Here is a 25,071-nt window from a genome sequence, read left to right as displayed (position 1 = left end):
TTATCCATCTCCTAATTGCCGATTATCTTTCTATTATACCTTTACCACTCAAGAAACTTTCTACTTGTTCTAAATATGGCAATCCTTCGTTATCGCCTATTACTTCTGTAACCATTCCGCCAACTGCATTTGCGAATCTTACGCGCTCTTTTGCTGTATATCCTTTACTTAAAGCGAACAAGTATCCGCTTGAAAAGCCATCTCCAGCGCCTACTGTATCGATTGGACTTACTGGAAAGACTTCTGTTTCAAATTGTTCTTCATTACTTACAAATTGTGTAGGTAAATGTCCACCTTTGACAATGATTTCTTGTAAGTCTTGTTCTTTTAATAAATCTTCAATATTTTCAAATGGTGTCGCTATTTTAAGAATTTCTAGTTCTTCATCGCTTGTTAACAGAATATCTGTATAAGGTAATAACGCACCTAGACTTTCACTTGCTGTTTCTTTAGACCAAGTTTTTAGTCTTATATTTGGATCTAAAGTTACAGTTGTATTTGCTTTTTGTGCTTTTTTCATCATTGATTGAATCAGTTCGATTTTATGATGTAATAATGCGACAAACACACCACTGACGTGGAAATAGTCAATATCATCAAAGTTAATATGTGCTACATCTTCTTCTGTTAAGTCTTTAATGGGTGCATTGTCTCGATAATAAAATGAAGCACCGCTTCCATCTGCATTTATTTGTTTAAAATAAACGGACGTGTTTTTTCCTGGTACTTGTTCGATATACTCAGTATCAATACCTTCTCCACGTAAATTATTGATAATGTGTTGACCAAATTCATCTTTACCAACTTTTGAATAAAAAGTTGTTTCTAACCCTAATCTACTCGCACCGATTGCTACGTTTAATTCCGCGCCTCCAATTGTTCTATGGAATGTATGATTAAATTTCAAAGGTCCTTTATTACTAGGATTCATGGCTATCATGGAATCACCTATTGTGAAAAGCCTCATTTCTACCACTCACTTTCATCGATTTCTAACAGCTTCTACATACTTTTGAGCTTTTTCTGAAATAACTTCAAAATTATTTCCTGTAAATTCTTTCGTTAAGTCGCCACCAATACCTACAGCGAATGAACCTTTTTCAATCCAATCTGATACGTTATCTAAATTCACGCCTCCAGAAGGCATCAGTTCTACATTAGGTACTGGACCTTTAATATCTTTAATAAAACCGGCACCTAATTGTCCTCCTGGGAACAGTTTAATTAAATCAGATCCATAGCGTAACGCTTCTATAATTTCTGTTGCACTACTACAACCTGGTAAATATGGAATAGAATATACATTACATAATTTAGATATATTGGTGTCTAAATGTGGACTTACAATATATTGCGCCCCTTTATTAATCGCAATTTGTGCTGTAGCAGCATCTAACACTGTTCCTGCACCTAGAACGATATCATCACCATATTGTTTATGTACTTGATTAATCACTTCTTCAGCATTCGGTACAGTAAACGTAATTTCTATATTTTTAAATCCACCTTTAATGATTTCATCAACAATTTTCTTTGTTTCATCCTCATCATTCCCTCTAACAACTGCAACGAGGTAATTTTCATGTAACTGGTTTAAAATTTTATACTTTTTCAAAATAGCCCTCCGTTCCACATTATGATACAATGTATTGTATAGTAATATTTAGTATTATTATAACGTTTGTGAAAACGTTGTCAATTATTTATTTTCATCTATGTTACTTAATTCATAGAATAATTTATGCTATATTTTTATCAAAGAGGTGATGATTATGGCTTCTAACGTTCAATCCATTGACCGTGCATTAAGCATTTTAGAAATCATATCTGAAAAAGAACAAATATCATTAAAAGACTTAGTAGATGAAACTCAATTATCTAAAGCAACTGTACATAGACTTGTTAATTCATTGATTAGCAATGGCTACGTTCAACAAAACGCATTGACCAATCAATATGAAATAACTTTTAAAATGTTCCAACTTGGGAATAAACGTGTACAAAACATTGATTTTTTAAATGTAGCTAAAAGTATGATAAGTCAGCTGATGACAACAGTTGGGGAAACATGTCATTTAGTAGTGGAAGACAATAACGAAGTGGTATATATAGATAAATTTATACCAAGCAATAACAATCGATCGATGGCATCAAAAATTGGGAAACGAGCACCAATGTATTGCACAGCAGTAGGTAAATCTATCCTTTCGACGTATGACAATGAAAGAATCCAAGAAATATGGAATCAATCGAACATTGTTAAACTAACCGAAAATACAATCACAGACTATGATCAATTCATCGATGAAATAGCAGTCATCCGAGAACAAGGTTATTCGGTTGATAATGAAGAAAACGAAAAAGGCATATATTGCGTAAGTACATACTTCGTAAACTATCGAAACGAAGTCCAAGGCGCTATCAGCCTTTCATTCCCTACAACAGAATTAGATAAGAAAGAGTTCTTTGTAGATGAATTAAAAACATGTGCCAACAAAATTTCGAGATTACTTGGGTATCATTAAGAGATTTAGTAATTTTAGAGCGGGGGTGGCGCACGATATCTCTCGGTCTTCGTGCATTACACCCTGTTTTTATACCCTAGCGCACGATATCTCTTAGTCTTCGTGCGTTACACCCTGTTTTTATACCTTAGCGCACGATATCTCTCAGTCTTCGTGCGTTACACCCTGTTTTTATACCCTAGCGCACGATATCTCTCAGTCTTCGTGCGTTACACCCTGTTTTTATACCTTAGCGCACGATATCTCTCAGTCTTCGTGCGTTATGATGAATAATTTATAAGGGGGCGTTTACATGTATGTACCAAAATATTATCAGATGCGTGATTATGAAAAAATCAAAGATTTTATGATGCATAATAATTTTGCAACCATCATTACTTATGACGAATTAAAACCTCTTGCTACACATTTACCTGTTAATATTGAAGAAAAAGATAATACCTTATATGTATCAGGTCATTTTGCAAAGGCTAATAAACAATGGCAAACAATCGAATCAAACGAACATATCCTTATCATATTCCATGGTCCTCATGCTTACATTTCTTCTACATGGTATGAAAAAGAAGATGTTCCAACTTGGGATTACCAAAGTATACATGCGTATGGTAAAGGGCATTTGTTAAGTGAGTCAGAGTTAGTAGATGATTTGACGATCCTTTTAAATAAATATGAAAGTCATCGACAAAATGGTGCTACTTGGAACAATTTATCAGATCAAACGAAAAAACAAGTTAAAGGTATTGTAGGTTTTAAAATGGAAATTGAAGAAATTGATGCTGCTTATAAACTAAGCCAGAATCGTAGTGACATTGATAAAAAGAATATTGTTGAGGAACTTAATAAAAGTGTAAATCCTGTAGACACAGTATTGGCTAAAGAAATTGAAGATAATAAATAAATGTTGTTACATATAAACCCCCTCACTTTTAATATTAGTGAGGGGATTCGTTTATTTATCTAAACTCATAGTTCTTAATTTCATTTACGATCGTATTATATTTATTTGTCTTGTATCTTGATTTGTTAGACACTATAAAGAAATTCCGATTTAAATCTAGGTCGTTTGTGACGATATAATCTTCATCAAATGATTTTATAGAGAAATTAGATAATATCGTAAAGCCCATGTTTTGTTTAACGAGTTCTAAAATTAATTGGTTATCGTTAATGACGACTTTACGAGATGTTAAATTCAATTGTTGTAATAGCATATCTTGATAATATCTTATTCCTGATCCTGTTTCTCTAACGTAACATCTTAATTGATTTAAATTTTGGTTTGTTTGTTTATTTTTCACGAGTAATAGTTTATCTCTCGTTAGGACTTCACTATTGATTTTGTCGTCCAGTACTGGCTTTTCGATAATGCCTAGGTCTAGTGAGTAATCTTTCAACTTACTTAATATATCAGCTGAGTTATAGACATAAATATGAATATTGAGTTTCGGATATTTTGTTTGTAGATAGATTGTTAAATCTAATAACATCGATTGGCCAAATGTGTGACTCGTTCCTATGACAAACTTCCCTTTCACATCTTCTTTATGCTGATTAATTTTCGTTTGCAATTGCTCATCTAATATTGCTAATTGGCATGCATAGTTATATAACTCTCTTCCCTCTTCTGTCAAAATTATATGTTTTCTTGTATTTTCAAAAATCTTAATTTGATATTTCTCTTCAAGTGTTTTGATATCTCTACTTATTGATGGCTGTGATTTATATAACTTTTCGGCAGCATTCGTAAAGCCCTCTTCTTCTACAATTACTTTTAAGATTTGTAATTTATCTTCCACTGCAACCACCTCATATCATTTTTGTTATATTATATATTTAAAAATAGCATTTCACAAATATTCATCTTGCGCTTAAACTTACGTTGAGGTGAACATTATGGGGGAGAAATTTAATAAACGTTTTTTACTCGGTATTGGCTTTACTTTTTTAGTTGCTATTGTCAGTATACTTTTATCGTATTTACCGGTATTTAACAAAGTCGGGGCACTCGCAATTGCGATTATTACAGCTATTTTATATAGACATTTCAGGGGATATCCTACGCAAATCGAATCGGGGATTGCATTTTCATCAAAAAAATTATTAAGATTTGCGATTATTCTATACGGGCTTAAGTTAAATTTATGGACGATTATTCATCAAGGTAGCACATTATTATTACTAGATGTTAGTGTCGTCGCTTTTGCGATATTGTTTATTTTGTTTTTAAATAAAATCATTAAAGGAGATAACAATTTAGTCTTGTTATTGGGTGTTGGAACTGGTGTTTGTGGTGCAGCTGCAATTGCCGCGATATCACCTATCCTTAAATCTAAAGATAGTGATGTTGGGATTAGTGTAGGTTTAGTGGCAATAATGGGTACAATATTCTCTTTAACTTACACGTTATTATTCGCTATTTTTCCAATGAATGCTGAATTTTATGGTATTTGGTCAGGTTCAAGCTTACATGAAATTGCACACGTTATTTTAGCAGCAGATGCCGGTGGTCAGTCATCACTAGGTATTGGTTTGTTAACTAAGTTAGGTAGAGTATTTCTATTAATACCATTAAGTATTATTTTCTTAATTATCGTTAATAGAAAGAGATCACATAAAGTATCACAAAAAATAGACTTTCCGTACTTTTTAATTGGATTTTTAATTATGAGCGCTGTGAATACGTTCATTCCTATTCCTGAAGCCATATTAAATGTAATCAGCACATTTACAACACTTATCTTAATTATGGCAATGGTCGGTATCGGTTTAAATGTATCTTTCAGTGACTTAAAAACGAAAGCATTCAAACCAATGATAGCAATGCTTATAACGTCAGTCGTGTTATCAGTAATCACATTTATTGTCGTTGGATTTTTATAATAGCAATATAAGGGTATAACATAGTGATGATTCAATTATGAGAAAGATTGTGATTAAATGCTGTTATACCTCAAATTATATTTAATACTCATTATTTCCATGTTCAATTATTTATTGATACAGCCTGATGTCCCTGCAACCTATAAAGATACATTTACTAAAGCAACACATCATGATTATCAAGAAGCTTTTAAATTAGGTTCACAAATTCCAAATGAACATCTTAAAATCAAACCATTTCATTCAAACGATAAAACTATCAATCAAGCAGTTGGTAAAGTCACATCTGATGAAACAGGTAAGTCAGGAAATGGCGCAACAGGGTTTGTCGTCGATGATCATACAGTTATCACTGCGTCACATGTCGCAAGTGATGATGATGGAAATAAGGAAAAGAAACAATTTTATTTCTTTCCAGCTAAATCTAATCAATATACACCGATGAAATTCAAGATTAAGCAATTTTATAAATCAAACGAAAGAGATGTCGCAGTACTCATTACTGAAAAATCATTAACACCTAAAATTAAACCTTTAACTATAGCATCCGAACGTGAAATTCAAAAATTGAAACCTAAATCAGCATTATTTATGGCAGGTTATCCAAATGAAGAACCATATGACGGTCAATATATGTATCAATCAAAAGGATTCTATCTTAAACCAACTCAAGACTATATCGAATATATCGGACACATGCATCGAACAATAGGATTTTCAGGATCTCCAGTATTTAATCAAGACAACCATGTCATCGGTATACATGCACATGGCATTCGTCCAACTGAAAAAGTCAAAAACCCATCAACTAGAGTCATATACACAGGCGGACCACTCATTACCGGTAAGACAAAAGCATTTATAGAAGAACATAAACAATAAAGCTGGGATATAAAATCCTAGCTTTAAAGTATCTATTTATATAGATATTTAAGATATACAAAGGTCTTGGACAGAAATGTTCTAGACACTTTTCATATTTTTAGAAATAAAGGCTGAATATTGCAAGTGAGGTGTGACTAGCAATGTTGAGGACCTCGTATTTATCAAGACTGGCCAAACAAGATAAATAGGCGCTCTGTATTTATCAAGACTGGCGAAACAAGATAAATAGGCGCTTCGTATTTATCAAGACTGACCAAACAAGATAAATAGGCGCTCTGTATTTATCAAGACTGACCAAACAAGATAAATAGACGCTTCGTATTTATCAAGACTGACCAAACAAGATAAATAGGCGCCTCGTATGTTGCAAGACTCATCAAGCAAGCAACTTAGAACCTCCGTATGTTGCAAGACTCATCAAACAAGCAACATAGACGCTTCGTATTTATCAAGACTGACCAAACAAGATAAATAGACGCTTCGTATTTATCAAGACTGGCCAAACAAGCAACATAGGCGCTTCGTATGTTGCAAGACTCATCAAACAAGCAACATAGAACTCCTGTATATTGCAAGTCTCATCAAACAAGCAACATAGAACCTCTGTATATTGCAAGACTCCCCAAACAAGCAACATAGAGGCTCACGTTTAGATTGATTTTTCCATATAAAAAAGACTGGGACACAATGTAATGTCTCAGTCTCATTTATTATTTCTGTGCAGTATTAATTTTTATATCTGCGCCACAACGCCGATTATTTATTGACATTATTACACCAATTTATGTAAAATTAGACAATATTTATTTAATTATAAAATTCGTAATACTTAACATAATCGTCTGAAGAAAGAGCTCTTTCTTGATTTTTATCTATTATCCATTGATATTTGATTATTTAAGTTCATATAAAAATATCAACAACACTATTGGTGATATTCCATTACTATATTTCACTAGCTATGTATCAGGTGCAGGTATTTCATTTATTAAACATTGGATACAAGACGAAAAAAGAATCGATAAATCTTATTTAATCAAACATTTCACAACAATCGTCAATAATGGTCCGTCCCATTAATGGAAAAAGAACAGTTCCCAAAATAATTTTAGGAACTGTTCTAAGTTTTTTATCATTGATTTGAAAACAATTGATCATCTTTAGGTTGGTTTTCTAAGTAGATAATTTTGCCGTTCTCATCTAATCTTGCGATATCTTTGCCTTCTTGTGTATAGACACCTGTTTCATATCGATTACCACAAATTGCCCAATCTGTTTCATAACTACCGTCTTCGTTTTGCGTCCAACCGTTATGCATATGTTTTAAATCTTTATTTGTTGTATAAACACTTTTAACAAACTGCTTCCAAGCTTCTTTACCTTTAAAAGTCTTCTTATTTAATACAAATTCTATATCATCATGAAATAGTTCATTTAATTTATGAAAACTTTCTTCACTGTATCTTGCTTCATCAAATAAGATAAAGTATTCATCTAATATGTTCATTATATTCACCTTCTTTTCTTCAAGTGATTATACAGTTCACTTTATAAAAGAGAAATTATAATGCTCATCAATTTATAAACCAGCTTGATTGTACATTTGGTCCTAGTACATTGGCATCGACATTTTGATCAAGTTCTGATGAATAGTAACTATCTGTGTATTGCCATAATACATGTTCTCTTTCGGGTTGTGTTTCTTGATATGAGGCTAACCAATAACCATCATAAGAGCCTACAGCATTCGCTGTATGATTAACCATAAAGTCTTCATAAGAGTATAGTAATACTTTCTTATCGCCTGAATACTTCCTCATTTCATTTAACCAAGCGAGTGTACTTGCATTCGTATCTCCTGAAGCAACTGATTCTTCCTCATAATCATTGATATAGAAACTTGCATTAGGTGCTCTATTATATAATGATTTCGCTTCTGTTCTTGCTTCACCTGCATTTTCATACATACTATATGTATATACACCATACTTCATATTATTGGCAGAAAGTAATTTTGAATTTGTATCAAATGTTGCATCTTTATAGTCTGAACCATACTGTGCTCTTATAATAATAAAATCATAATTGGCTTTAAGCTTTTTAACTTGAGCTGACGTTAATTCTCCTTGCCATTCTGATAAATCAAGTATCGAATCATCTTTAGCTACTGTCGAAGATTCCTCTATTTCTTGTTTGTTTCTAAAAGTATTTTGATTTTCATTTTCTATGTATTTCTTATAACCATGACCCATCGTACCTTCTTCTTGGGCCGCTTCTACTTCTTCAGATGATACATTGATGATAAACATCATCGTCACGACTGTTATCATCATTTTTAGAAATCTTCTAGACATTTAAATACTCCTTTGTCATTGATGCATATTTTATTAAACTTTATCTATTACAGGTTTTCCATTCTCATCTAACAATGGTGTTAAACCGCTGCCTGTACCTACCCAAGCATTGATATAATTAACACCTGTTTCACGATCAACAAGAATTGAAATGCGACCTAATCCTTTAACATTATCTACCGATTTAACATAAAATCGATTATTATCTTTTGAATCATTATCTTTGTTACCAAACATATTTTTTCCTCCTTTTCTCATATAATGGTATAATATTTGCCATTATAATTAAATGATAGGAGTTAAATTTCATGAAAATCATCACAACTTTTGATGAATTAAATAAACAGATTGATGCACATACATTCACACTAATCTATGTATCTAGCGAGAATTGTTCGGTATGTAAAGCCGATCATCCAATCGTACAAAAAATGGTTGAGGAATATGACATTCCAGCATACGAAATTGTTGCTAACCAAATGCCAGAAGCAGTCGGACAATTAAATTTATTCACTTCACCTGTCGTATTACTTTATTACAAACAAAAAGAAGTTCACCGACAAGCCCGTATAATAGACTTTGATGAACTTCAATATCGTATAGAACAATTTAACAATCTATAACACTATTCAACTATCGTATAGAAATCAATTCTCGTTACAGTACCTGTTTCATCAGAAGTGAAGGCAATTTTATAACCATTTAAACTCCAAGAATATTGACCTTCAACACTTCTTGGACTGCCTGATTTACTGAAATCTGTACCGTATGAATCAACTACATCATCTATTGATAAATTAAATTGATTTGCATTTGTCGGTTGTGCATTAGCATCTAAACCGTAGTTACTATATACATTTAAATTTTGATCATATAAATTTATATTTTTAGCTTCATCTTGATGTTCTTTAGCATAATCTTCATGTGCAGGTGTTTCATATCCATTTAACGTGAAATTACCTGACTCAAATCCTTTTTTGAATGTATCCGTTATGAAAAATCCAGGGTCATAACTCACATATCCATTGTAATAAGAAGTATAAGGTTGAGAAGCTTGGCTATCCATATTACTGTTGCTCGCCGCATCAACGGAATGACCGTTATCCGCCGCGCCTACCGTAAATACTGTCGCTACTGCTAAACCGGTTGAAACAAAAACTTTTGAAAATTTGTTCATTCGATTACTCTCCCTTTATATAGATTATGTATCATAAGACGATACACCTTCATCCTACACTTTTAAATTTCAATTACAAGGAATATTAAATAAAACATTTATTTGTTTTTATTACTTTTGTTTAATAGTAATCATTTTAATAAATTTAAAAACCCCAACCCGATATTTTCGAGTTGGGGTTTAATATATATTTTATTCTAATCCTTCTTTTGCTTTATCAATAATGTCTCAAATTACACCGTCATGTTTTTTAATAAATGTGTAAAGATAAGCCAAGATAAAGCATAATATTGCTGTAATGCTGAACGAAATAATATAGAATACTGAATTAATGTCAAAAAGTATACCTGCAACTAAAATTCCAAAAGGCATCATTACTTGTGACATTGTTTGTGACAATGCTAAATATTTACCTTTTATTTGTTCTGGCACATTTTTTTGTACATAAATGTTTATCGGTACATTACTCAGTACAACGCCGCTTCCGATAATAAATATACTTATAAAATATATTACAAGTATCGATAATTTATATAAATCTGTTATAAACGGAATACATAAGATGAGTATTCCCACAGCTAAAGTAATCATGGCAACTTGCATATTTGCTACAAGTGTTCCTTTATTCTTCAACTTAGGATAAATCAAACCAAACAATATACCTGCTAACGGAAATCCTGTTTCAATGATTCCTAACTGTTTAGAATTCATATTAAATATAGTGACAAAACTTCCTGGAATACCTACCGTAACGAAACCAAACATAAAGTTAATGATAGATCCTGATAATAGTATTAAAAATATATCTTTATTTGATTTCAAAAATTTAAATACAACTTTATAACTGTTAAAGAATGTATCCTTAACTTCTTCATAGACTTTATTTGCTAGAACTTTATTAAACGCAATATTAAGCACTATTATTAATGAAATGAGTTCAGTTACAAACATAATAATCATAAAAGTCTTAATATCGAAATAAGCGTATACTATTCCACCTAAAATTGGAGCCCCAATTTGTAATACATTCTGAATGACATTTCTATATGAAACTGTTTGATCTATAAAACGTTCACTAACTAAACTTAATAAACCACTGTTAAAAGTGAGTGATACAGCCATATCTGTAACTGTCAAAATGATTACAATTATGTATATGTATAGAAGTTGGTTTAAACTATTTGGTATTAAGTAAATACTTATAATTGATAAAATCGAAATGCACTGCATAGATATGATAAATGCTTTTTTATTAATCTTATCTATAAAATATCCGATAGCAGTACTGCCCAATATAAATATGAGCGAATATATAATCATAATATTAGAAAAGGCTTGTACACTTCCTGTTATCTTTAAAACATGAAATGAAAGCGCAAAGGTAAATAATTTACTGCCAATAATGCTAAAAAAGGTAAATAAAATAATAAATATATAGTTTTTCTTCATATTGCATACCACCATATCATGACTTACTTTAATTATATACAAATTATCCTATGTGTGGAATAAGTAAATATGCAACCTCTAAAACATTTCCAATTTTTAAGATTAGCACTTGTTATTCTCAAATAATTTTGTATAATTGAGAAATGTTATCAATTAGAAAATGGGAGGCAATTATGAAAAAGTATATTACCGTCATCGTTTGTGTACTTTTATTATTATCTGCGTGTAGTAATAGTAAAGATGAAGTCAGTCATAAAGATACTGTCACAATTAAGAAGACTTTTGAATATAAAGAAAAGAATAAAGATCATAATAGAGGCAAGAAAAAAACTGAAACTGTAACAATACCTAAGAATCCTAAAAAAGTTATTGTCATGGATTATGGCGCTCTAGATATTATGAAAGATTTGAAATTACAAAATCATATAACGGCTATTCCTAAAGGTCCAAATGGTGATTTCTTACCAAGTTATTTATCAGAGTTTAAAGATGATAAATATACCAATTTAGGGAATCCCGGCAGACCGAATTTTGAAAAAATCGCTGAAGAAGATCCGGATTTAATTTTAATATCATTTAGGCAAGCTTACACTAAAAACTTAAAAGAATTTAAAAAAGCTGCACCAAACGCAAAAGTACTTTATGTGAGTCCGGATGATGATCGTTACATAGAATCTGTTAAGGAAAATGCCCAAAATATTGGAAAAATATTCGATAAAGAAAGTGAAACTGAAGCACTCATAAAGAAACTTGATCAAAAAGTTAAATCTGTAAAAAGTAAAGTGAATGACGATACCGTTATGTTTGCGAATATTGACCAAAAAGGCATTAAGACATACGGTAAAACTGGTAGATATGGTGGCTTTTTAAGTGGTGATTTAGGTATCAAACATATCGATCCTGACATGCCAGCAAACTCAAGCGGACAGTTAGTGTCATATGAATATATCGCTGAAAAGAATCCAGACAAAATCTTCTATATAAATAGAACAGATGATGATTCTAAAGGATTACCACAAGAACTTAAAAATCCAGTCATTAAAAACGTCAGTGCAATCAAAAATAAAGATATACTGAAATTCGATTCCAACACATGGTTCTTCGGTTCTGGTGGCATTAGTTCAACAATTAAACAATTAGATGATATAGAGAAAGCTTATTAATTCTATAATTTATACACCCCTTTTGTAATGGTATAATGTAATAAATTACACATATTTTTACAAAGGGGATTTTTAATGTATACAGATAAAGAATTAACTTTTCGTACGAACAGGTTGACGATTCGACCTTTAAATTATGATGACCACAAAGTTTGGGTTGAAGGTTTTGAAAATCGCTACCCTTCGCAATATAAACACGACAAAGGGAAAATCAATATGGAAGAATGCGACGAAACTTGGTTTAAAGCACTCGTTGATAAACAACAAGCGCTCATTAAACAAGACGATACTTTTATATTTGGAATATTTTTAGAAAATGGCAAACATGTAGGCATGCTGGATATTAAAGTATTAAGCAGATCAGACTTCCAATGGGGAGAATGTGGCTATTTCTTGCACAACCAATTTTGGAATCAAGGTTATGCATTTGAAGCTATGAAAGAACTCATCAGTCAATGTTATAAAACATTAAAACTTCATCGAATAGAAGCACATATTAATGTAGATAACGAACCTTCTAAAAAACTCATTAAAAAATTAGGATTTGAATTTGAAGTATTAAGAAAGAACTTTATTTATGAATTTGATGAATGGACAGATAACGAAGTATATTATATTAACTTACATAACGAAAAATTGATAGAATCTTAAAGATTGAGCGACCCGAAAACATTGTTTTCGGGTCGATATTTTTATTTATCGGCCTGATAATCCCGTTTTCAGGTCGATATTTTTATTTATCGGCCTGTAAATCCCGTTTTCGGGTCGATAATTTTATTTATCGGTCCATATTTTCCGTTTCTGGACCGGTAATTTATTTTATCGGTACATATTTCTCACTTCTGGACCGATAATTTTTCGTATCGGTCCACATTTCCCATTTCTGGACCGGTAATTTTATTTATCGGTCCAGAAATCTTCGCCAACATAACTCCATCAATCCCTCCACCCTATTTTAATATATTTTAATAATATTATTAATCAAATTCCACTTATAAAAACCCGATTTAACAAGCATAACATTCAATTTTTTATATCATCATACAAATGTTCACAAATAGTACATTATTTTAATATTAATCCCTAATAAAATTGTCAGATTTAATTGACAATTGTTAAATTTAAGTGGTATTCTTTATATCTTATTAAAACTATCGGATTAAAATGTTTGGGAGGATATTATGACAACACATAAACATATAAAATTAGGTCTCTTTTTAGCGGGATATGGTCATCATGTGGCGAGTTGGCGCCATGAAAAGGCTATTGAAAAGGGTCCTATGGATTTAAATCATTTAATTAATACTGCTCAATTAGCTGAGAAAGGTTTATTCGATTTAGTCTTTCTTGCTGATAGCTTATTCGTATCTGAAAGTTCACATCCAAATATATTAAGTAGATTTGAGCCGTTTACGCTTTTATCTGTTCTTTCTACAGCAACGACTAATATCGGATTAGCTGCTACTGCTTCTACTACATACAGTGAACCTTTCCATATAGCACGTCAATTTAGTTCTTTAGACCACTTAAGTCACGGAAGAGCTGCTTGGAATATTGTTACTTCTTCAATAACTTCTACTGCTGAAAATTTTAATGGCACTAAGTTAATGGAACATGAATTACGTTATGAACGCGCAAATGAATTCGTCGAAGTAACGAATAAGTTATGGCGCTCATGGGATAAAGGTGCTTTAGTTCGTGACAAAGAAACTGGCGCATTTATTGATGCATCAAAATTACATACGATTGATCATGAAGGAAAACATTTCAAAGTAAGTGGTCCTTTAAATATTGAACGTTCTCCACAAGGAAGACCTTTATTAATACAAGCTGGTTCTTCTCCAACAGGAACGGATTTAGCTTCAAAAGTAGCTGATGTTATCTTTACAGCACAAACTCAAATTGAAGATGCTCAGAACTTTTATAAACAGTTAAAAGAGAAAGTATCTAAACAAAATCGTAATCCTGAAGAAGTTTATATCATGCCAGGATTATTCCCTATTTTAGGTGATACAGAAGAAGAAGCGCATCAAAATTATCAAGAAATTCAAGATTTAATCTTACCTGAAGTTGGATTAAGTATATTGGCACCTTATGTTGGAAATATCGATTTATCACAGTATGACTTAGATACTAAGTTTGCCGATTTAGATCTATCTACAGGTAACGGTGTGCAAAGTCGATTTGAAATTATTCTTAAAGAAGCGATTAAAGACGATTTAACGTTAGAAGAAGTTTATAAAAAAGTTGCTGGTTCTAGAGGTCACCATATCTTTGTAGGTACACCAGAACAATTAGCAGATAAGATGGAAGAATGGTTTAAATCTTCTGCTGCAGATGGTTTCAACATTATGCCACCTATTCTACCATCACAATTTGAATTATTTATCAACAACGTTATACCAATTTTACAAGAAAGAAATTTATATAAAGAAGCTTATTCAGAAGGAACATTACGACAAAAATTAGGCTTAGAAAATGAATAGAGGTGCTCTATGGAAACAATCGTTAGACGTGCAACTGAAGATGATATTCACGACTTAATCAATTTAATGTACGAAGCCTACGAGCCCATTCGAGCACTAGGTATTAATTTTCAGTCTGCTAACCCAACCGAAGCTTCAATACGTAAAAATTTAGAAGAAAATATTTGTTTCGTACTTGAATCTGGTGATGAAATTGTCAGTACACTTTCATTACGAATGCCATGGAGTGACAACCCTGGACCATACTATTTCCCCCATATATGGTGGTTCGCAACATCACCTAAATATAAAAATAAAAAATTCGGGTCAAAACTTTTAAATTATGTAGAAAATGATTATTTACTGAAGCATTTAAACGTTCCAGCCGTTTCACTTGGTACTGCTGATCATCACCCGTGGTTAATAGATATGTACGTCAAAAAAGGCTATCAAAAATTTGGTAAGCAAGACTTAAAAAAAGGACATATTACGCAATATTTAGTGAAAGTCCTTAACCAAAACAAATTTAAAGGTACACAAGAACTTAAAGAAAAATTTAATCAAGTCATATTCGAAGAAGGTGAAACAATTGAAATTTGATCCAATATATTTTCTACAAACATTTCCAAAATTAATGCCCTATTTACCTATTACATTGTCACTAGCTGTTATTTCACTAGTCATTTCAATCTTAGGTGGATTAGTTATCGCATTAATTTTACGTACTAAATTACCCGTACTTAAAGAACTTGCTCTACTATATATTTCGTTCTTTAGAGCCATTCCGAGTTTAGTACAACTATTCTTAATTTATTACGGGCTACCACAACTTATTCCAGGTATGAGAGTTGTTGATGCCTTAACAGCAGCTGTTATCGGTTTAAGTATTAAAAATGCAGCTTACTTAGCAGAAATTTTCAGAGCGGCTATTACATCAGTAGATAAAGGTCAATTTGAAGCAGCCCATTCTATCGGACTCAACAAATTCCAAACTTACCTTAAAATTATACTGCCACAAGCAACACGTAATGCCATACCAGCATCAGGTAATATTTTTATCGGTTTAATTAAAGAAACATCACTTGTATTTACATTAGGTGTTACTGAAATATTCGCGAAAAGTAAATTATTATCTGCCGCTTCATATAAATATTTAGAAACATTCTTAGCTGTCGCAATTGTATATTGGTTAATTACGATTATATATACATACTTGCAAAGTTTATTAGAGAAAAAACTCAACAAACCTTATGAAAGTTAGGTGTCATTCATGATTTCAATACAAGGTATTAAAAAATCTTTCCACAAAACACCTGTATTAAAAGGTATAGATATAGAACTTAATAAAGGTGAAGTCCTTGCGATTATTGGACCATCTGGATCAGGAAAGTCCACTTTATTAAGATGTTTGAACTGGTTAGAAGTGCCAGATGAAGGCATTATTTCAATAGATGATATATCAGTAGATGCAGAAAATTATAAAAAGAAACAAGTTCAACAACTTATTCAAAAATCAACAATGGTATTTCAGCATTATAACCTTTTCAAAAATAAATCCGTTATGGAAAACGTCACACAAGGACTTATTACAACTAAAAAGTTACCTAAAGATGAGGCATATGCAATTGGCGAAAAATATTTAGACCAAGTCGGTTTATTAAAATTCAAAGATAAATATCCTGCAACTTTATCTGGAGGTCAGCAACAACGTGTTGGTATAGCAAGAGCATTAGCTATGGACCCAGAATTGTTACTTTTTGATGAGCCAACTTCTGCGCTTGACCCTGAACTTGTTTCAGGTGTTCTAAAAATCATTAAAGACATTGCTTCAATGCAGAAAACAATGATTCTTGTAACGCATGAAATGTCATTTGCAAAAGATGTTGCAGATAAAATCATTTTTATGGAAGATGGAAACATTATTGAAAGTGGTACAACTGACGAAGTGTTTAATCAGTCTCACAATTCTAGAACACAATCATTCATAAATAAAATAGAAACTGAACAAGATGAAGAGGTTCTCTAATGACAGATACAGAAGTATTAGTTGAAAGGATTTATCGTCAGTCGAAACATATTTCTACTATTGAAAGAGACAATGCCATTACTGGCATACTTGATTTTATAGCAACAACTTACAGCGCTAACAATCATCATAAAGTCAATGATTTAATACATTTCATTCAAGAAGAAGAAGGATCAGGCAATGCATCTATCATAGGTTATGATGCTCAATTGTCACCTTCAAATGCTGCTTTAGTGAACGGTTTTATTGCACATATTTTAGACTTTGATGATGTTCACTCAAGTATGAGAGGTCACCCTACTGCTGTTATACTACCGAGTTTATTAGCAGTTGCAGAAAACGATACGCAAACTTTCAACCACTTTATAGATAGTTATATTATCGGTGTCGAAATGGCGACTCAAATTGGCGAAACAATTGGTTCTCATCATTACGAACAAGGTTGGCACTCAACATCAACAATCGGCTTATTAAGTGCAACTGCTGCATGTTGTTACTATTTAAACTTAGATGTTCCTTCATTCGCGAATGCTATTGGAATAGCAGTTACACAAGCAAGTGGTTTACGTAACCAATTCGGTTCTGACGTTAAACCATTCCATGTTGGACTTGCATCGCAAAAAGCCTATTTAGCTGCACGTATTTCACAGAAACGCATACTTGAAGGTAATAACAATATGATGCCTGCTTTTTATGAATTATTTGGTACATCAAATCGTTCATTTACACAAATTATTGAAAGTTTCGGCGATCAATGGTCAATTACACATCCAGGAATGTGGTACAAACTTTATCCATGTTGCTCAGCAAATTACCATTTAATCGATGCTATTAATACTATTAAACAAGCACATCATATTTCCCAGGAAAAAGTAGAGTCTGTCAAAATTACTTTTCCTACGAACGGTGATGCAGCATTAAAGTTTAAATCACCAGAAACTGGCTTAGAAGGTGCTTTTAGTGCTGAATATGTATCAGCACTTTTATTACTGGATCAAGAATTAACGGTGGATCAATTTTTAAATAAACCTATTAGTCATGACGTTAATCAACTTATGGAGAAAATCGGTAGACACTACGATGATGACATTCAACCAAGTCCACATGCCCTACCGAAAAATCGATTTACGATCGTCGAAATAACTTTAGTTACGGGTGAACATTTTAAACAAAGAGTAGATGCACCTAAAGGTAGTCCATATAAACCATTAACGAAAGACGAACATCTTAATAAACTCAAACATGCGTCTTATAAGCATTGGGAAAATATAAATGATTTTTATGAAATTAAAGATACTAAAATGTTACAAAACTATATATTTAAAGGAGACATATAAAATATGAAAAAAATATTAACATTTTTACTAATTGGCCTCATCGTATTGGCAGGCTGTTCAAATGATTCAGACAAAAAAGATAAAGGTACAATTGTCGCTGGTACTACAGGACAAAGCTATCCAAATTCATATGAAAAAGATGGTAAATTAGTTGGTTACGACATCGAAGCATTTGAAAAAATCGCTCACGAAGCTGGTTACAAAGTTAAATGGGTAAAAGCTGACTTCTCAGGACTTATGGGACAATTAGAATCAGGAAGAATTGATACAATAGCAAATGCTGTCGCAACAACAGATGAACGTAAAGAGAAATATCTCTTCACAGATGCGTACTCATATATCGGTAGCCAGATCATAACATCATCTAAAAACAAAGACATTAATAGCTATAAAGACTTAAAAGGTAAAAAAGTTGCAGGCGTGTTAGGATCAAATCACACAGAGGCATTAGAGAACTTTAATAAAGAAAATAATTACGGGTTCAAAACTAAAACTTATGAAAACCGTGAAGGCGCCCTACTTGATTTAGAAAACCAAAGATTAGACGGTTATGTCAATTCAGACTCAGTATCAGCTGCAGATAAAAACAAACGCGGGAAAGAAATTAAATTTGTAGGTAAACCATTTAATGTAGTCGGAACTAGCTTCCCATTCACAAAAGAAAATAAAGACCTAAAAGAAGACATCGATAAAGGCGTTAAAAAACTTAAAAAAGACGGCACACTATCTGACCTATCAGATAAATACTTCGGTGTTGATACAACGAAAGAAAAATAGAGAATATATATGAGGCTGAGACGAATTTTATCGTCCCAGCCTTTTTTCGGGTCGATAATTTTATTTATCGGCCTGCAAATCTCGTTTTCGGGTCGATATTTTTATTTATCGGCCTGTAAATCTTGTTTTCGGGTCGATATTTTTATTTATCGGCCTGTAAATCCCGTTTTCGGGTCGATATTTTTATTTATCGGCCTGTAAATCCCGTTTTCGGGTCGATAATTTATTTTATCGGTCCATATTTCCCATTTCTGGACCGGTAATTTATTTTATCGGTCCATATTTATCTTTTCTGGACCGGTAATTATTTTTATCGGTCCATATTTATCTTTTCTGGACCGATAATTCCCACGCATCGGTCCAGAAACCTCCTCTTTTTCCTCACTCTTCTTCTATTTCAACTTTATTTCCTATTTTATATTCCATAACAGTATGAAGCGTCCCTTCAAAAGTGTATAATTACATTACAAGTGTGTATAAGCTATTTGAATACCCCAAAATAAATGTTTAAGACACGCATGTCAAAATGGATGTGACAAAGTTGCATTTACTAATCATTGTATATGTACATACATCTTCGTATGATTAAGTTACAAAATACTTTTTATATAAGGGAAGGTGTGTTCAATATGGCAGAACAAGCTGAAAAGAAAAAAGGCATTGGTCCTAAGGTTCAAGCTTTTGGTTCATTTTTAAGTAGTATGATTATGCCAAACATTGGTGCTTTTATTGCTTGGGGGCTAATTACAGCACTGTTTATCAAAGATGGTTGGCTACCTAATGAAGAACTTTCTTCAATGGTTGATCCAATGATTAAATATTTAATTCCATTACTTATTGCATTTAGTGGTGGTCGTTTAGTTCACGGTTTACGTGGTGGTGTCGTTGGTGCGACAGCTACTATGGGTGTTATCGCAGCATTCCCAGATACGCCGATGTTAATCGGTGCAATGATTATGGGTCCATTACTTGGTTGGTTAATGAAAAAAGTTGACCAATTCTTAGTTCCTAGAACACCTCAAGGCTTTGAAATGTTATTCAATAACTTCTCAGCTGGTATTCTAGCTTTCATCATGGCGATTGTTGGTTTCAAAGGATTAGCGCCATTAGTTGAAGGACTAATGAAAGTCTTAGGTATGGGTGTTGACTTCTTAGTTTCTCATCACTTATTACCATTAGTAAGTATTATTATTGAACCAGCTAAAACAGTATTCTTGAACAATGCAATTAACCACGGTGTCTTAACACCTCTTGCATCTGAACAAGTAGCTCACGCTGGTAAATCTATTCTTTATACTTTAGAATCAAATCCTGGACCAGGTTTTGGTATTCTATTAGCTTATATGGTATTCGGTAAAGGTACTGCAAAAGCAACTTCATATGGTGCTGGTATCATCCACTTCTTAGGTGGTATTCATGAAATTTACTTCCCATATGTTTTAATGCGTCCTTTATTATTAGTTGCCGTTATTTTAGGTGGTATGACTGGTGTTGCAACTTTTAGTATGTTCGACTTCGGTACTACTGGACCAGCATCTCCAGGTTCAATCTTAGCTTATATCGCTATTACACCTAAAGGAAGTTACTTAATTATGTTACTTGGTATCTTCTTAGCAACATTAGTTTCATTTGTAGTTGCATCTATCATCTTAAAATTCACTAAAGACCCTGAAGGCGACATTGAATCAGCTACTGCTGATATGGAAGCTCGTAAAGGTAAAAAATCTTCTGTTAGCGGTGCTTTAACTGGTTCTAAAGAACAAGAAAAAGGTGAAGCTTCTGAAGAAACAGAAGAAAAAGATGAATCTGAAGAACTATTAGATCAATATGACACAGAAAATATTGATGCACATGATTTCTCTAATGTTAAAAAAGTTATCTTTGCTTGTGATGCTGGTATGGGCTCAAGTGCTATGGGTGCTGGTATGTTAAGAAATAAATTCAAAAAAGCTGAGTTAACTGATATTGAAGTTACAAATACAGCTATTAACCAATTACCAGACGATGCTGATGTTGTCATTACGCAAAAAACATTAACAGATAGAGCAATTAAGAAAAATCCTAAAGCCATTCATATTTCAGTAGATAATTTCTTAAATTCACCAAGATATGAAGAATTAATTAACGAACTGAAAAAATAATTTTACACAAAGGAGTGAAGAACGATGATGATCAGTAACCGGGAAAAGAGTATTCTCAAATTACTATCTGAGCGTCTTCACTCTTTTTTAACAATTCATGATATTGCACAAGCACTTGGTATTTCCTCTCGAACTGTTCATAGAGAGATGAAAAGCGTTGAAGATACACTGAATAAATATCACTTATCTCTGACAAGAGTTCCTAAATTAGGATTACGTATTGAAGGAGAACCAGAAGACATTGACAATTTTGTACAATCATTGACTGAGCAAAATACAATCGATTTATCTGATGAAGAAAGAAAAGTTATTATTCTATACAACCTTATTCAATCTAAAGATCCAGTGAAATTATATAGTCTTGCGAATGAAATTGGTTCATCTACGCATACACTTAACAAAATCATTGAACAATTGGAACCTGAATTACACACATTTGAACTTTCATTAGAACGAAGACGTGGCGAAGGTTTGATTCTGAATGGTGAAGAAGTCAACAAAAGGCAGTTACTCGCTAGAATCATGTTAGAAAAATTAGATGGTGATAGCGTGTACTCTGTAGTAGAAGATCATTTCGTATATCATACGTTAAACGAAACACATCTTCGAGGTATTGTTGATATAGATAGATTGTTTAATGTTGAACGCTTGTTAATGGATGAACTCGGTACATTACCTTATACATTAACTGAAGCAAGTTATCTCACATTAACGATTCATATCGTTTTAGCAATTGAACGTATTAAGCAAGATGGACATGTAGAAATTGAGGATGATATTTTAAATGAATTGATTTCGACGGATGAATTTAAAGTATCAGAGAGACTTACCAATGTATTAAGCGATATATATGATGTGACATTTAATCATTCTGAAATTGCTTTTATTACAATGCATTTAAGAGGTGCAAGACGTCGCCACGAAACAACTTATGAAAACAATGATATTCATAAGCAGCGCGTTACCGAACTTATAGAATTTGTAAAAGATCAAGGATTTTCATTTAAAGATGAAGATGCCCTATTCAAAGGACTAAACTTACATTTAGAACCTGCGATTAATAGACTTGAGGCAAACATTGAAACCTACAATCCGCTTACCGAAATGATAGAAACCTATGATCAAGAATTATTTGAAGCTGTTTCATCAGGTTTAAAGATTGTATTCATGAATTATCATTTTCCAAAAAGCGAAGTTGCTTATATCGCACTTCACTTTGGTGGCATGTTACAAGCAAAACAAAGACGTTCATTACATGTTCTCGTTGTATGTAGCAGTGGAATTGGTACAAGCCGTATTCTATCCAATCGTTTGAAACAGCATTTTTCTGAAATCACGCAAACTACCGAAGTTTCTGTCAGTAGTTTGAAGTCGATTGATTTTTCAAAGTATGATGGCATGATTTCAACTGTAGCTGTAGACACAAAGTACCCACATATTACAGTGAATCCTTTATTACCAAAGCAAGACGCTGAAAATGTGAAATACTTTTTGAAATTACAGCAATCTGTTGTCCATGATCCTCAAAATACGCAGAATCAAGAACAACCACTATCATATGAAGATTATGATCGCACTGTAACTTTTATAGAAGAAAGTTTGGCACTGATTCAAAACATGATCGTTGAAAAGAAAAAAGTAACACAGTTAGAACGATATCTCATTCAAACATTGTCGAAGCATCGTGTGATTGATAATACACATACGTTCAGTGAAAAGCTTAACAGCCGGATGAATTTACAAGGCTTTGCATTAACCGGTTATCCAGTTGCTATTCCCCATCTTTCTGATGAATCAATCAAAAAGCCACAATTGATTATTACGGAATTAACAAAACCATTAATGCTAAAAACGATTGAAAATGAACAACAAGAAGTAAATTGGCTTGTATGTATGTTTATTCCGAGAAATTCGGAACAAGGACAACTTATGAGCGAAGTGTCATCCTTAATTACAGAACATTTGGATGATATTGATCAGTTGTTAAATGATAGAGTAAAGATAGAGAACACGCTCAAATCATTTTTCTTAAATAAATTAAAACAAAAACTAACGAAAACGGAGTGAATTAACATGACAAAATTATTTAATCCAGAAAACATTTTTATGAATCTTTCAGTAAATTCTCAAGAGGAAGCTATCGAAAAAGCTGGCCAAGCATTAGTTGAAGAAGGTGCTGTAACTGACAAATATATTACTGCAATGAAAGAACGTGAACAAATCGTTACAACATATATGGGTAACTTCTTAGCTATTCCACACGGTACAGATGAAGCTAAAACTGAAGTATTAAAATCAGGTCTTGTATTACTTCACATTCCAGATGGCGTAGATTGGGATGGCAATGAAGCTAAAGTAGTTGTTGGTATCGCTGGTAAAGATGGCGAGCATTTAGATATCCTTTCTCAAATCGCTATTGTATTTAGTGAAGAAGAAAATGTTGAACGTGTTATCAATGCACAATCTAAAGCTGAAATTCTTGCAATCTTTGAGGAGGTTGAACTTTAATGAAAGCCATTCACTTTGGTGCTGGTAACATCGGACGTGGCTTCATAGGTAAAGTATTAAATGATAATGGCTATGAAGTGACATTCGTCGATGTTAACGAAACAATTATTAATCAAATTAATGAAGAAAAAGCTTATCAAGTTGTTATCGCAAATGAAGAAAATACTAAAGAACCTGTTTCAGGCGTTAAAGGTATCAATAGCATTACTGAAACAGACAAATTAAAAGAAGCGATTTTAGAAGCAGACGTCATTACGACAGCTGTAGGTGTAAACATCTTACCTATTATCGCTAAATCATTTGCATCATTCTTAAAAGAGCGTGAAGCTGGTAAACCATTAAATATCGTTGCTTGTGAAAATGCTATTATGGCAACAGACCAACTGAAAAAAGCCATTTTAGATATTACAGGTCCTTTATCTGATGACATTAGCTTCCCTAACTCAGCAGTTGACCGTATCGTACCTCAAGGTCAAAAAGAAGGATCATTAGACGTATTAGTTGAACCTTTCTTTGAATGGGTTGTAGAAGCTTCAAAATGGCAAGGTACACAATTACAAGATGTACACTATGTTGATGATTTAACACCTTATATCGAAAGAAAATTATTAACAGTTAATACAGGTCATGCTTATTTAGCTTACTTTGGTCAATACAAAGGTTACAATACAATTCTTGAAGCGATTCAAGATGAAGAAATTAATGCAGGTTTACGTGAAGTATTAAAAGAAACAAGTGAATATCTTGTTTCTAACTTCGATGAGTTTACAAAAGAAGATCAATCTTACTATGTTGATAAAATAATTGGTCGTTTCCAAAACCCATATTTATCTGACGATGTAACTAGAGTTGGTCGTGGCGTATTACGTAAAGTTGGACCAAACGATCGTATCGTTAAACCGCTAGTAGCGTTATCTAAAACGAATAAAAAACATTCTGAACTCGTTAAAGCACTTTGCTATTTATTAGAATATCAAGATGAAAACGATAAAGAAACAGTAGAGAAAAATGACTATATCAAGGAACATAGCGTTGCTGAATTCTTAAGTAAATATGCAGAATTAGAATCAGATATTATCGAAGAAGTAATCATTCAATATACTTCAATCAATAAATAATTTTTAAGAAGTCGTATGTTAAATACGACTTCTTTATATGGTTAATTTTATAATATTCTCATTTAATATCGGCATATTTCGTAATTTTCAATTTATTTTATTGATAGAATTAATAATAACCATGCACTTTAATTTTTTGAGATTATATTATACCTACCTTTCGTTTGTGACAGTTATATTATTTATATTATTATTTAATTAAATCCTACTCTTATTAGTTTACATACAGTTATTTTTAGGCTAAAATAAGTAAATAATTGATA

The 25,071-nt window shown here is 32.4% G+C and carries 26 protein-coding genes; 18 read left to right on the top strand and 8 right to left on the bottom strand.

Annotated elements, in window-relative coordinates:
* Positions 1 to 22 precede the first annotated feature (22 nt).
* Positions 23 to 967, bottom strand: a complete 945-nt coding sequence (locus LQ679_RS10255; RefSeq protein WP_196307604.1) for a sugar kinase — start codon at positions 965 to 967, stop codon at positions 23 to 25.
* A 15-nt stretch (positions 968 to 982) separates the two neighbouring features.
* The gene (locus LQ679_RS10250) at positions 983 to 1,615 is read right to left on the bottom strand and encodes a bifunctional 2-keto-4-hydroxyglutarate aldolase/2-keto-3-deoxy-6-phosphogluconate aldolase (RefSeq protein WP_037590073.1); all 633 of its coding nucleotides are present in this window, start codon (positions 1,613 to 1,615) and stop codon (positions 983 to 985) included.
* 157 nt (positions 1,616 to 1,772) lie between these two features.
* Between LQ679_RS10250 and LQ679_RS10245 the strand changes: the two genes are divergently transcribed.
* Positions 1,773 to 2,525: an IclR family transcriptional regulator gene (locus LQ679_RS10245; RefSeq protein WP_025904769.1), complete on the top strand. Its 753-nt coding sequence runs from the start codon at positions 1,773 to 1,775 to the stop codon at positions 2,523 to 2,525.
* A gap of 292 nt (positions 2,526 to 2,817) precedes the next feature.
* A complete protein-coding gene (locus LQ679_RS10240) occupies positions 2,818 to 3,426 on the top strand; it encodes an FMN-binding negative transcriptional regulator (RefSeq protein ID WP_239762643.1) in 609 nt (202 codons plus the stop codon).
* A gap of 55 nt (positions 3,427 to 3,481) precedes the next feature.
* Here LQ679_RS10240 and LQ679_RS10235 read toward each other — a convergent pair whose 3' ends face one another.
* On the bottom strand, positions 3,482 to 4,324 hold the full coding sequence (locus LQ679_RS10235) for a LysR family transcriptional regulator (protein ID WP_037590071.1): 843 nt from the start codon (positions 4,322 to 4,324) through the stop codon (positions 3,482 to 3,484).
* 97 nt (positions 4,325 to 4,421) lie between these two features.
* Here LQ679_RS10235 and LQ679_RS10230 point away from each other — a divergent pair, with 97 nt between their 5' ends.
* The 3 genes from LQ679_RS10230 to LQ679_RS10220 all read left to right on the top strand — a co-directional run bounded on the left by LQ679_RS10230 (position 4,422) and on the right by LQ679_RS10220 (position 7,373).
* Entirely contained in the window at positions 4,422 to 5,408 is a 987-nt protein-coding gene (locus LQ679_RS10230; RefSeq protein WP_239762641.1) for a YeiH family protein, read from the top strand.
* Between the two features lie 99 nt (positions 5,409 to 5,507).
* The gene (locus LQ679_RS10225; protein WP_239762640.1) at positions 5,508 to 6,290 is read left to right on the top strand and encodes a trypsin-like serine peptidase; all 783 of its coding nucleotides are present in this window, start codon (positions 5,508 to 5,510) and stop codon (positions 6,288 to 6,290) included.
* Between the two features lie 864 nt (positions 6,291 to 7,154).
* On the top strand, positions 7,155 to 7,373 hold the full coding sequence (locus LQ679_RS10220; protein ID WP_239762638.1) for a TetR-like C-terminal domain-containing protein: 219 nt from the start codon (positions 7,155 to 7,157) through the stop codon (positions 7,371 to 7,373).
* A gap of 52 nt (positions 7,374 to 7,425) precedes the next feature.
* On the opposite strand, the gene LQ679_RS10215 is transcribed toward LQ679_RS10220, so the two are convergent.
* The 3 genes from LQ679_RS10215 to LQ679_RS10205 all read right to left on the bottom strand — a co-directional run bounded on the left by LQ679_RS10215 (position 7,426) and on the right by LQ679_RS10205 (position 8,884).
* Positions 7,426 to 7,800, bottom strand: a complete 375-nt coding sequence (locus tag LQ679_RS10215; RefSeq protein WP_107577315.1) for a polyketide cyclase — start codon at positions 7,798 to 7,800, stop codon at positions 7,426 to 7,428.
* A gap of 67 nt (positions 7,801 to 7,867) precedes the next feature.
* A complete protein-coding gene (locus LQ679_RS10210) occupies positions 7,868 to 8,647 on the bottom strand; it encodes a GH25 family lysozyme (RefSeq protein WP_481817226.1) in 780 nt (259 codons plus the stop codon).
* A gap of 33 nt (positions 8,648 to 8,680) precedes the next feature.
* Positions 8,681 to 8,884, bottom strand: coding sequence for a DUF6440 family protein (locus LQ679_RS10205; RefSeq protein ID WP_037590068.1), 204 nt, complete (start codon positions 8,882 to 8,884; stop codon positions 8,681 to 8,683).
* Between the two features lie 71 nt (positions 8,885 to 8,955).
* Between LQ679_RS10205 and LQ679_RS10200 the strand changes: the two genes are divergently transcribed.
* A complete protein-coding gene (locus LQ679_RS10200; protein WP_037590067.1) occupies positions 8,956 to 9,270 on the top strand; it encodes a thioredoxin family protein in 315 nt (104 codons plus the stop codon).
* 2 nt (positions 9,271 to 9,272) lie between these two features.
* Here the strand turns inward: LQ679_RS10200 and isaB are convergent, their stop codons facing one another.
* Both isaB and LQ679_RS10190 read right to left on the bottom strand, forming a co-directional pair.
* Positions 9,273 to 9,824, bottom strand: a complete 552-nt coding sequence (gene isaB, locus LQ679_RS10195; protein WP_051575462.1) for an immunodominant staphylococcal antigen IsaB family protein — start codon at positions 9,822 to 9,824, stop codon at positions 9,273 to 9,275.
* 228 nt (positions 9,825 to 10,052) lie between these two features.
* On the bottom strand, positions 10,053 to 11,273 hold the full coding sequence (locus tag LQ679_RS10190) for an MFS transporter (RefSeq protein ID WP_185805761.1): 1,221 nt from the start codon (positions 11,271 to 11,273) through the stop codon (positions 10,053 to 10,055).
* Positions 11,274 to 11,446: 173 nt separating this feature from the next.
* Between LQ679_RS10190 and LQ679_RS10185 the strand changes: the two genes are divergently transcribed.
* The 12 genes from LQ679_RS10185 to LQ679_RS10130 all read left to right on the top strand — a co-directional run bounded on the left by LQ679_RS10185 (position 11,447) and on the right by LQ679_RS10130 (position 24,808).
* Positions 11,447 to 12,436, top strand: a complete 990-nt coding sequence (locus tag LQ679_RS10185) for a siderophore ABC transporter substrate-binding protein (RefSeq protein ID WP_204188332.1) — start codon at positions 11,447 to 11,449, stop codon at positions 12,434 to 12,436.
* A gap of 75 nt (positions 12,437 to 12,511) precedes the next feature.
* Positions 12,512 to 13,087, top strand: a complete 576-nt coding sequence (locus LQ679_RS10180; protein ID WP_239762636.1) for a GNAT family N-acetyltransferase — start codon at positions 12,512 to 12,514, stop codon at positions 13,085 to 13,087.
* A gap of 527 nt (positions 13,088 to 13,614) precedes the next feature.
* Entirely contained in the window at positions 13,615 to 14,922 is a 1,308-nt protein-coding gene (locus LQ679_RS10175; protein ID WP_239762719.1) for an LLM class flavin-dependent oxidoreductase, read from the top strand.
* A 9-nt stretch (positions 14,923 to 14,931) separates the two neighbouring features.
* Positions 14,932 to 15,501 carry a GNAT family N-acetyltransferase gene (locus LQ679_RS10170; protein WP_204194492.1) on the top strand — a complete coding sequence of 190 codons (570 nt, stop codon included), beginning with the start codon at positions 14,932 to 14,934 and terminating at the stop codon, positions 15,499 to 15,501.
* Positions 15,502 to 15,535: 34 nt separating this feature from the next.
* Positions 15,536 to 16,162 (top strand): amino acid ABC transporter permease, encoded by a 627-nt coding sequence (locus LQ679_RS10165; protein ID WP_048541896.1) that lies wholly within the window; start codon positions 15,536 to 15,538, stop codon positions 16,160 to 16,162.
* Between the two features lie 9 nt (positions 16,163 to 16,171).
* Positions 16,172 to 16,927: an amino acid ABC transporter ATP-binding protein gene (locus LQ679_RS10160; RefSeq protein ID WP_037590060.1), complete on the top strand. Its 756-nt coding sequence runs from the start codon at positions 16,172 to 16,174 to the stop codon at positions 16,925 to 16,927.
* The gene (locus LQ679_RS10155; protein ID WP_126476414.1) at positions 16,927 to 18,264 is read left to right on the top strand and encodes an MmgE/PrpD family protein; all 1,338 of its coding nucleotides are present in this window, start codon (positions 16,927 to 16,929) and stop codon (positions 18,262 to 18,264) included. Before LQ679_RS10160 ends, LQ679_RS10155 begins: the two co-directional genes overlap by 1 nt.
* A 3-nt stretch (positions 18,265 to 18,267) precedes the next feature.
* A complete protein-coding gene (locus LQ679_RS10150) occupies positions 18,268 to 19,041 on the top strand; it encodes a transporter substrate-binding domain-containing protein (RefSeq protein WP_103361257.1) in 774 nt (257 codons plus the stop codon).
* Positions 19,042 to 19,670: 629 nt separating this feature from the next.
* A complete protein-coding gene (locus LQ679_RS10145; RefSeq protein WP_037590058.1) occupies positions 19,671 to 21,182 on the top strand; it encodes a PTS mannitol transporter subunit IIBC in 1,512 nt (503 codons plus the stop codon).
* Between the two features lie 24 nt (positions 21,183 to 21,206).
* Positions 21,207 to 23,249, top strand: coding sequence for a BglG family transcription antiterminator (locus LQ679_RS10140; RefSeq protein ID WP_025905500.1), 2,043 nt, complete (start codon positions 21,207 to 21,209; stop codon positions 23,247 to 23,249).
* Between the two features lie 6 nt (positions 23,250 to 23,255).
* On the top strand, positions 23,256 to 23,690 hold the full coding sequence (locus LQ679_RS10135) for a PTS mannitol transporter subunit IIA (RefSeq protein WP_239762633.1): 435 nt from the start codon (positions 23,256 to 23,258) through the stop codon (positions 23,688 to 23,690).
* The gene (locus LQ679_RS10130; RefSeq protein ID WP_204255196.1) at positions 23,690 to 24,808 is read left to right on the top strand and encodes a mannitol-1-phosphate 5-dehydrogenase; all 1,119 of its coding nucleotides are present in this window, start codon (positions 23,690 to 23,692) and stop codon (positions 24,806 to 24,808) included. The genes LQ679_RS10135 and LQ679_RS10130 overlap by 1 nt, the downstream gene beginning before the upstream one ends.
* The last annotated feature ends 263 nt before the right edge of the window (positions 24,809 to 25,071 follow it).

This window comes from Mammaliicoccus sp. I-M35, from assembly GCF_022386455.1.
Classification (GTDB): Bacteria; Bacillota; Bacilli; order Staphylococcales; family Staphylococcaceae; genus Mammaliicoccus; species Mammaliicoccus sciuri_A.
This window is presented reverse-complemented; position numbering and strand designations above follow the sequence as displayed.

Excerpts from the sequence above, each read along its gene's own strand:
- LQ679_RS10155 (WP_126476414.1), top strand. The coding sequence starts at position 16,927 with ATGACAGATACAGAAGTATTAGTTGAAAGGATTTATCGTCAGTCGAAA.
- LQ679_RS10215 (WP_107577315.1), bottom strand. The coding sequence starts at position 7,800 with ATGAACATATTAGATGAATACTTTATCTTATTTGATGAAGCAAGATAC.
- LQ679_RS10140 (WP_025905500.1), top strand. The coding sequence starts at position 21,207 with ATGATGATCAGTAACCGGGAAAAGAGTATTCTCAAATTACTATCTGAG.
- LQ679_RS10180 (WP_239762636.1), top strand. The coding sequence starts at position 12,512 with ATGTATACAGATAAAGAATTAACTTTTCGTACGAACAGGTTGACGATT.
- LQ679_RS10170 (WP_204194492.1), top strand. The coding sequence starts at position 14,932 with ATGGAAACAATCGTTAGACGTGCAACTGAAGATGATATTCACGACTTA.
- LQ679_RS10160 (WP_037590060.1), top strand. The coding sequence starts at position 16,172 with ATGATTTCAATACAAGGTATTAAAAAATCTTTCCACAAAACACCTGTA.
- LQ679_RS10230 (WP_239762641.1), top strand. The coding sequence starts at position 4,422 with ATGGGGGAGAAATTTAATAAACGTTTTTTACTCGGTATTGGCTTTACT.
- LQ679_RS10185 (WP_204188332.1), top strand. The coding sequence starts at position 11,447 with ATGAAAAAGTATATTACCGTCATCGTTTGTGTACTTTTATTATTATCT.
- LQ679_RS10225 (WP_239762640.1), top strand. The coding sequence starts at position 5,508 with ATGTTCAATTATTTATTGATACAGCCTGATGTCCCTGCAACCTATAAA.
- LQ679_RS10210 (WP_481817226.1), bottom strand. The coding sequence starts at position 8,647 with ATGTCTAGAAGATTTCTAAAAATGATGATAACAGTCGTGACGATGATG.
- isaB (WP_051575462.1), bottom strand. The coding sequence starts at position 9,824 with ATGAACAAATTTTCAAAAGTTTTTGTTTCAACCGGTTTAGCAGTAGCG.
- LQ679_RS10200 (WP_037590067.1), top strand. The coding sequence starts at position 8,956 with ATGAAAATCATCACAACTTTTGATGAATTAAATAAACAGATTGATGCA.
- LQ679_RS10245 (WP_025904769.1), top strand. The coding sequence starts at position 1,773 with ATGGCTTCTAACGTTCAATCCATTGACCGTGCATTAAGCATTTTAGAA.
- LQ679_RS10165 (WP_048541896.1), top strand. The coding sequence starts at position 15,536 with ATGCCCTATTTACCTATTACATTGTCACTAGCTGTTATTTCACTAGTC.
- LQ679_RS10150 (WP_103361257.1), top strand. The coding sequence starts at position 18,268 with ATGAAAAAAATATTAACATTTTTACTAATTGGCCTCATCGTATTGGCA.
- LQ679_RS10135 (WP_239762633.1), top strand. The coding sequence starts at position 23,256 with ATGACAAAATTATTTAATCCAGAAAACATTTTTATGAATCTTTCAGTA.
- LQ679_RS10240 (WP_239762643.1), top strand. The coding sequence starts at position 2,818 with ATGTATGTACCAAAATATTATCAGATGCGTGATTATGAAAAAATCAAA.
- LQ679_RS10190 (WP_185805761.1), bottom strand. The coding sequence starts at position 11,273 with ATGAAGAAAAACTATATATTTATTATTTTATTTACCTTTTTTAGCATT.
- LQ679_RS10130 (WP_204255196.1), top strand. The coding sequence starts at position 23,690 with ATGAAAGCCATTCACTTTGGTGCTGGTAACATCGGACGTGGCTTCATA.
- LQ679_RS10145 (WP_037590058.1), top strand. The coding sequence starts at position 19,671 with ATGGCAGAACAAGCTGAAAAGAAAAAAGGCATTGGTCCTAAGGTTCAA.
- LQ679_RS10205 (WP_037590068.1), bottom strand. The coding sequence starts at position 8,884 with ATGTTTGGTAACAAAGATAATGATTCAAAAGATAATAATCGATTTTAT.
- LQ679_RS10255 (WP_196307604.1), bottom strand. The coding sequence starts at position 967 with ATGAGGCTTTTCACAATAGGTGATTCCATGATAGCCATGAATCCTAGT.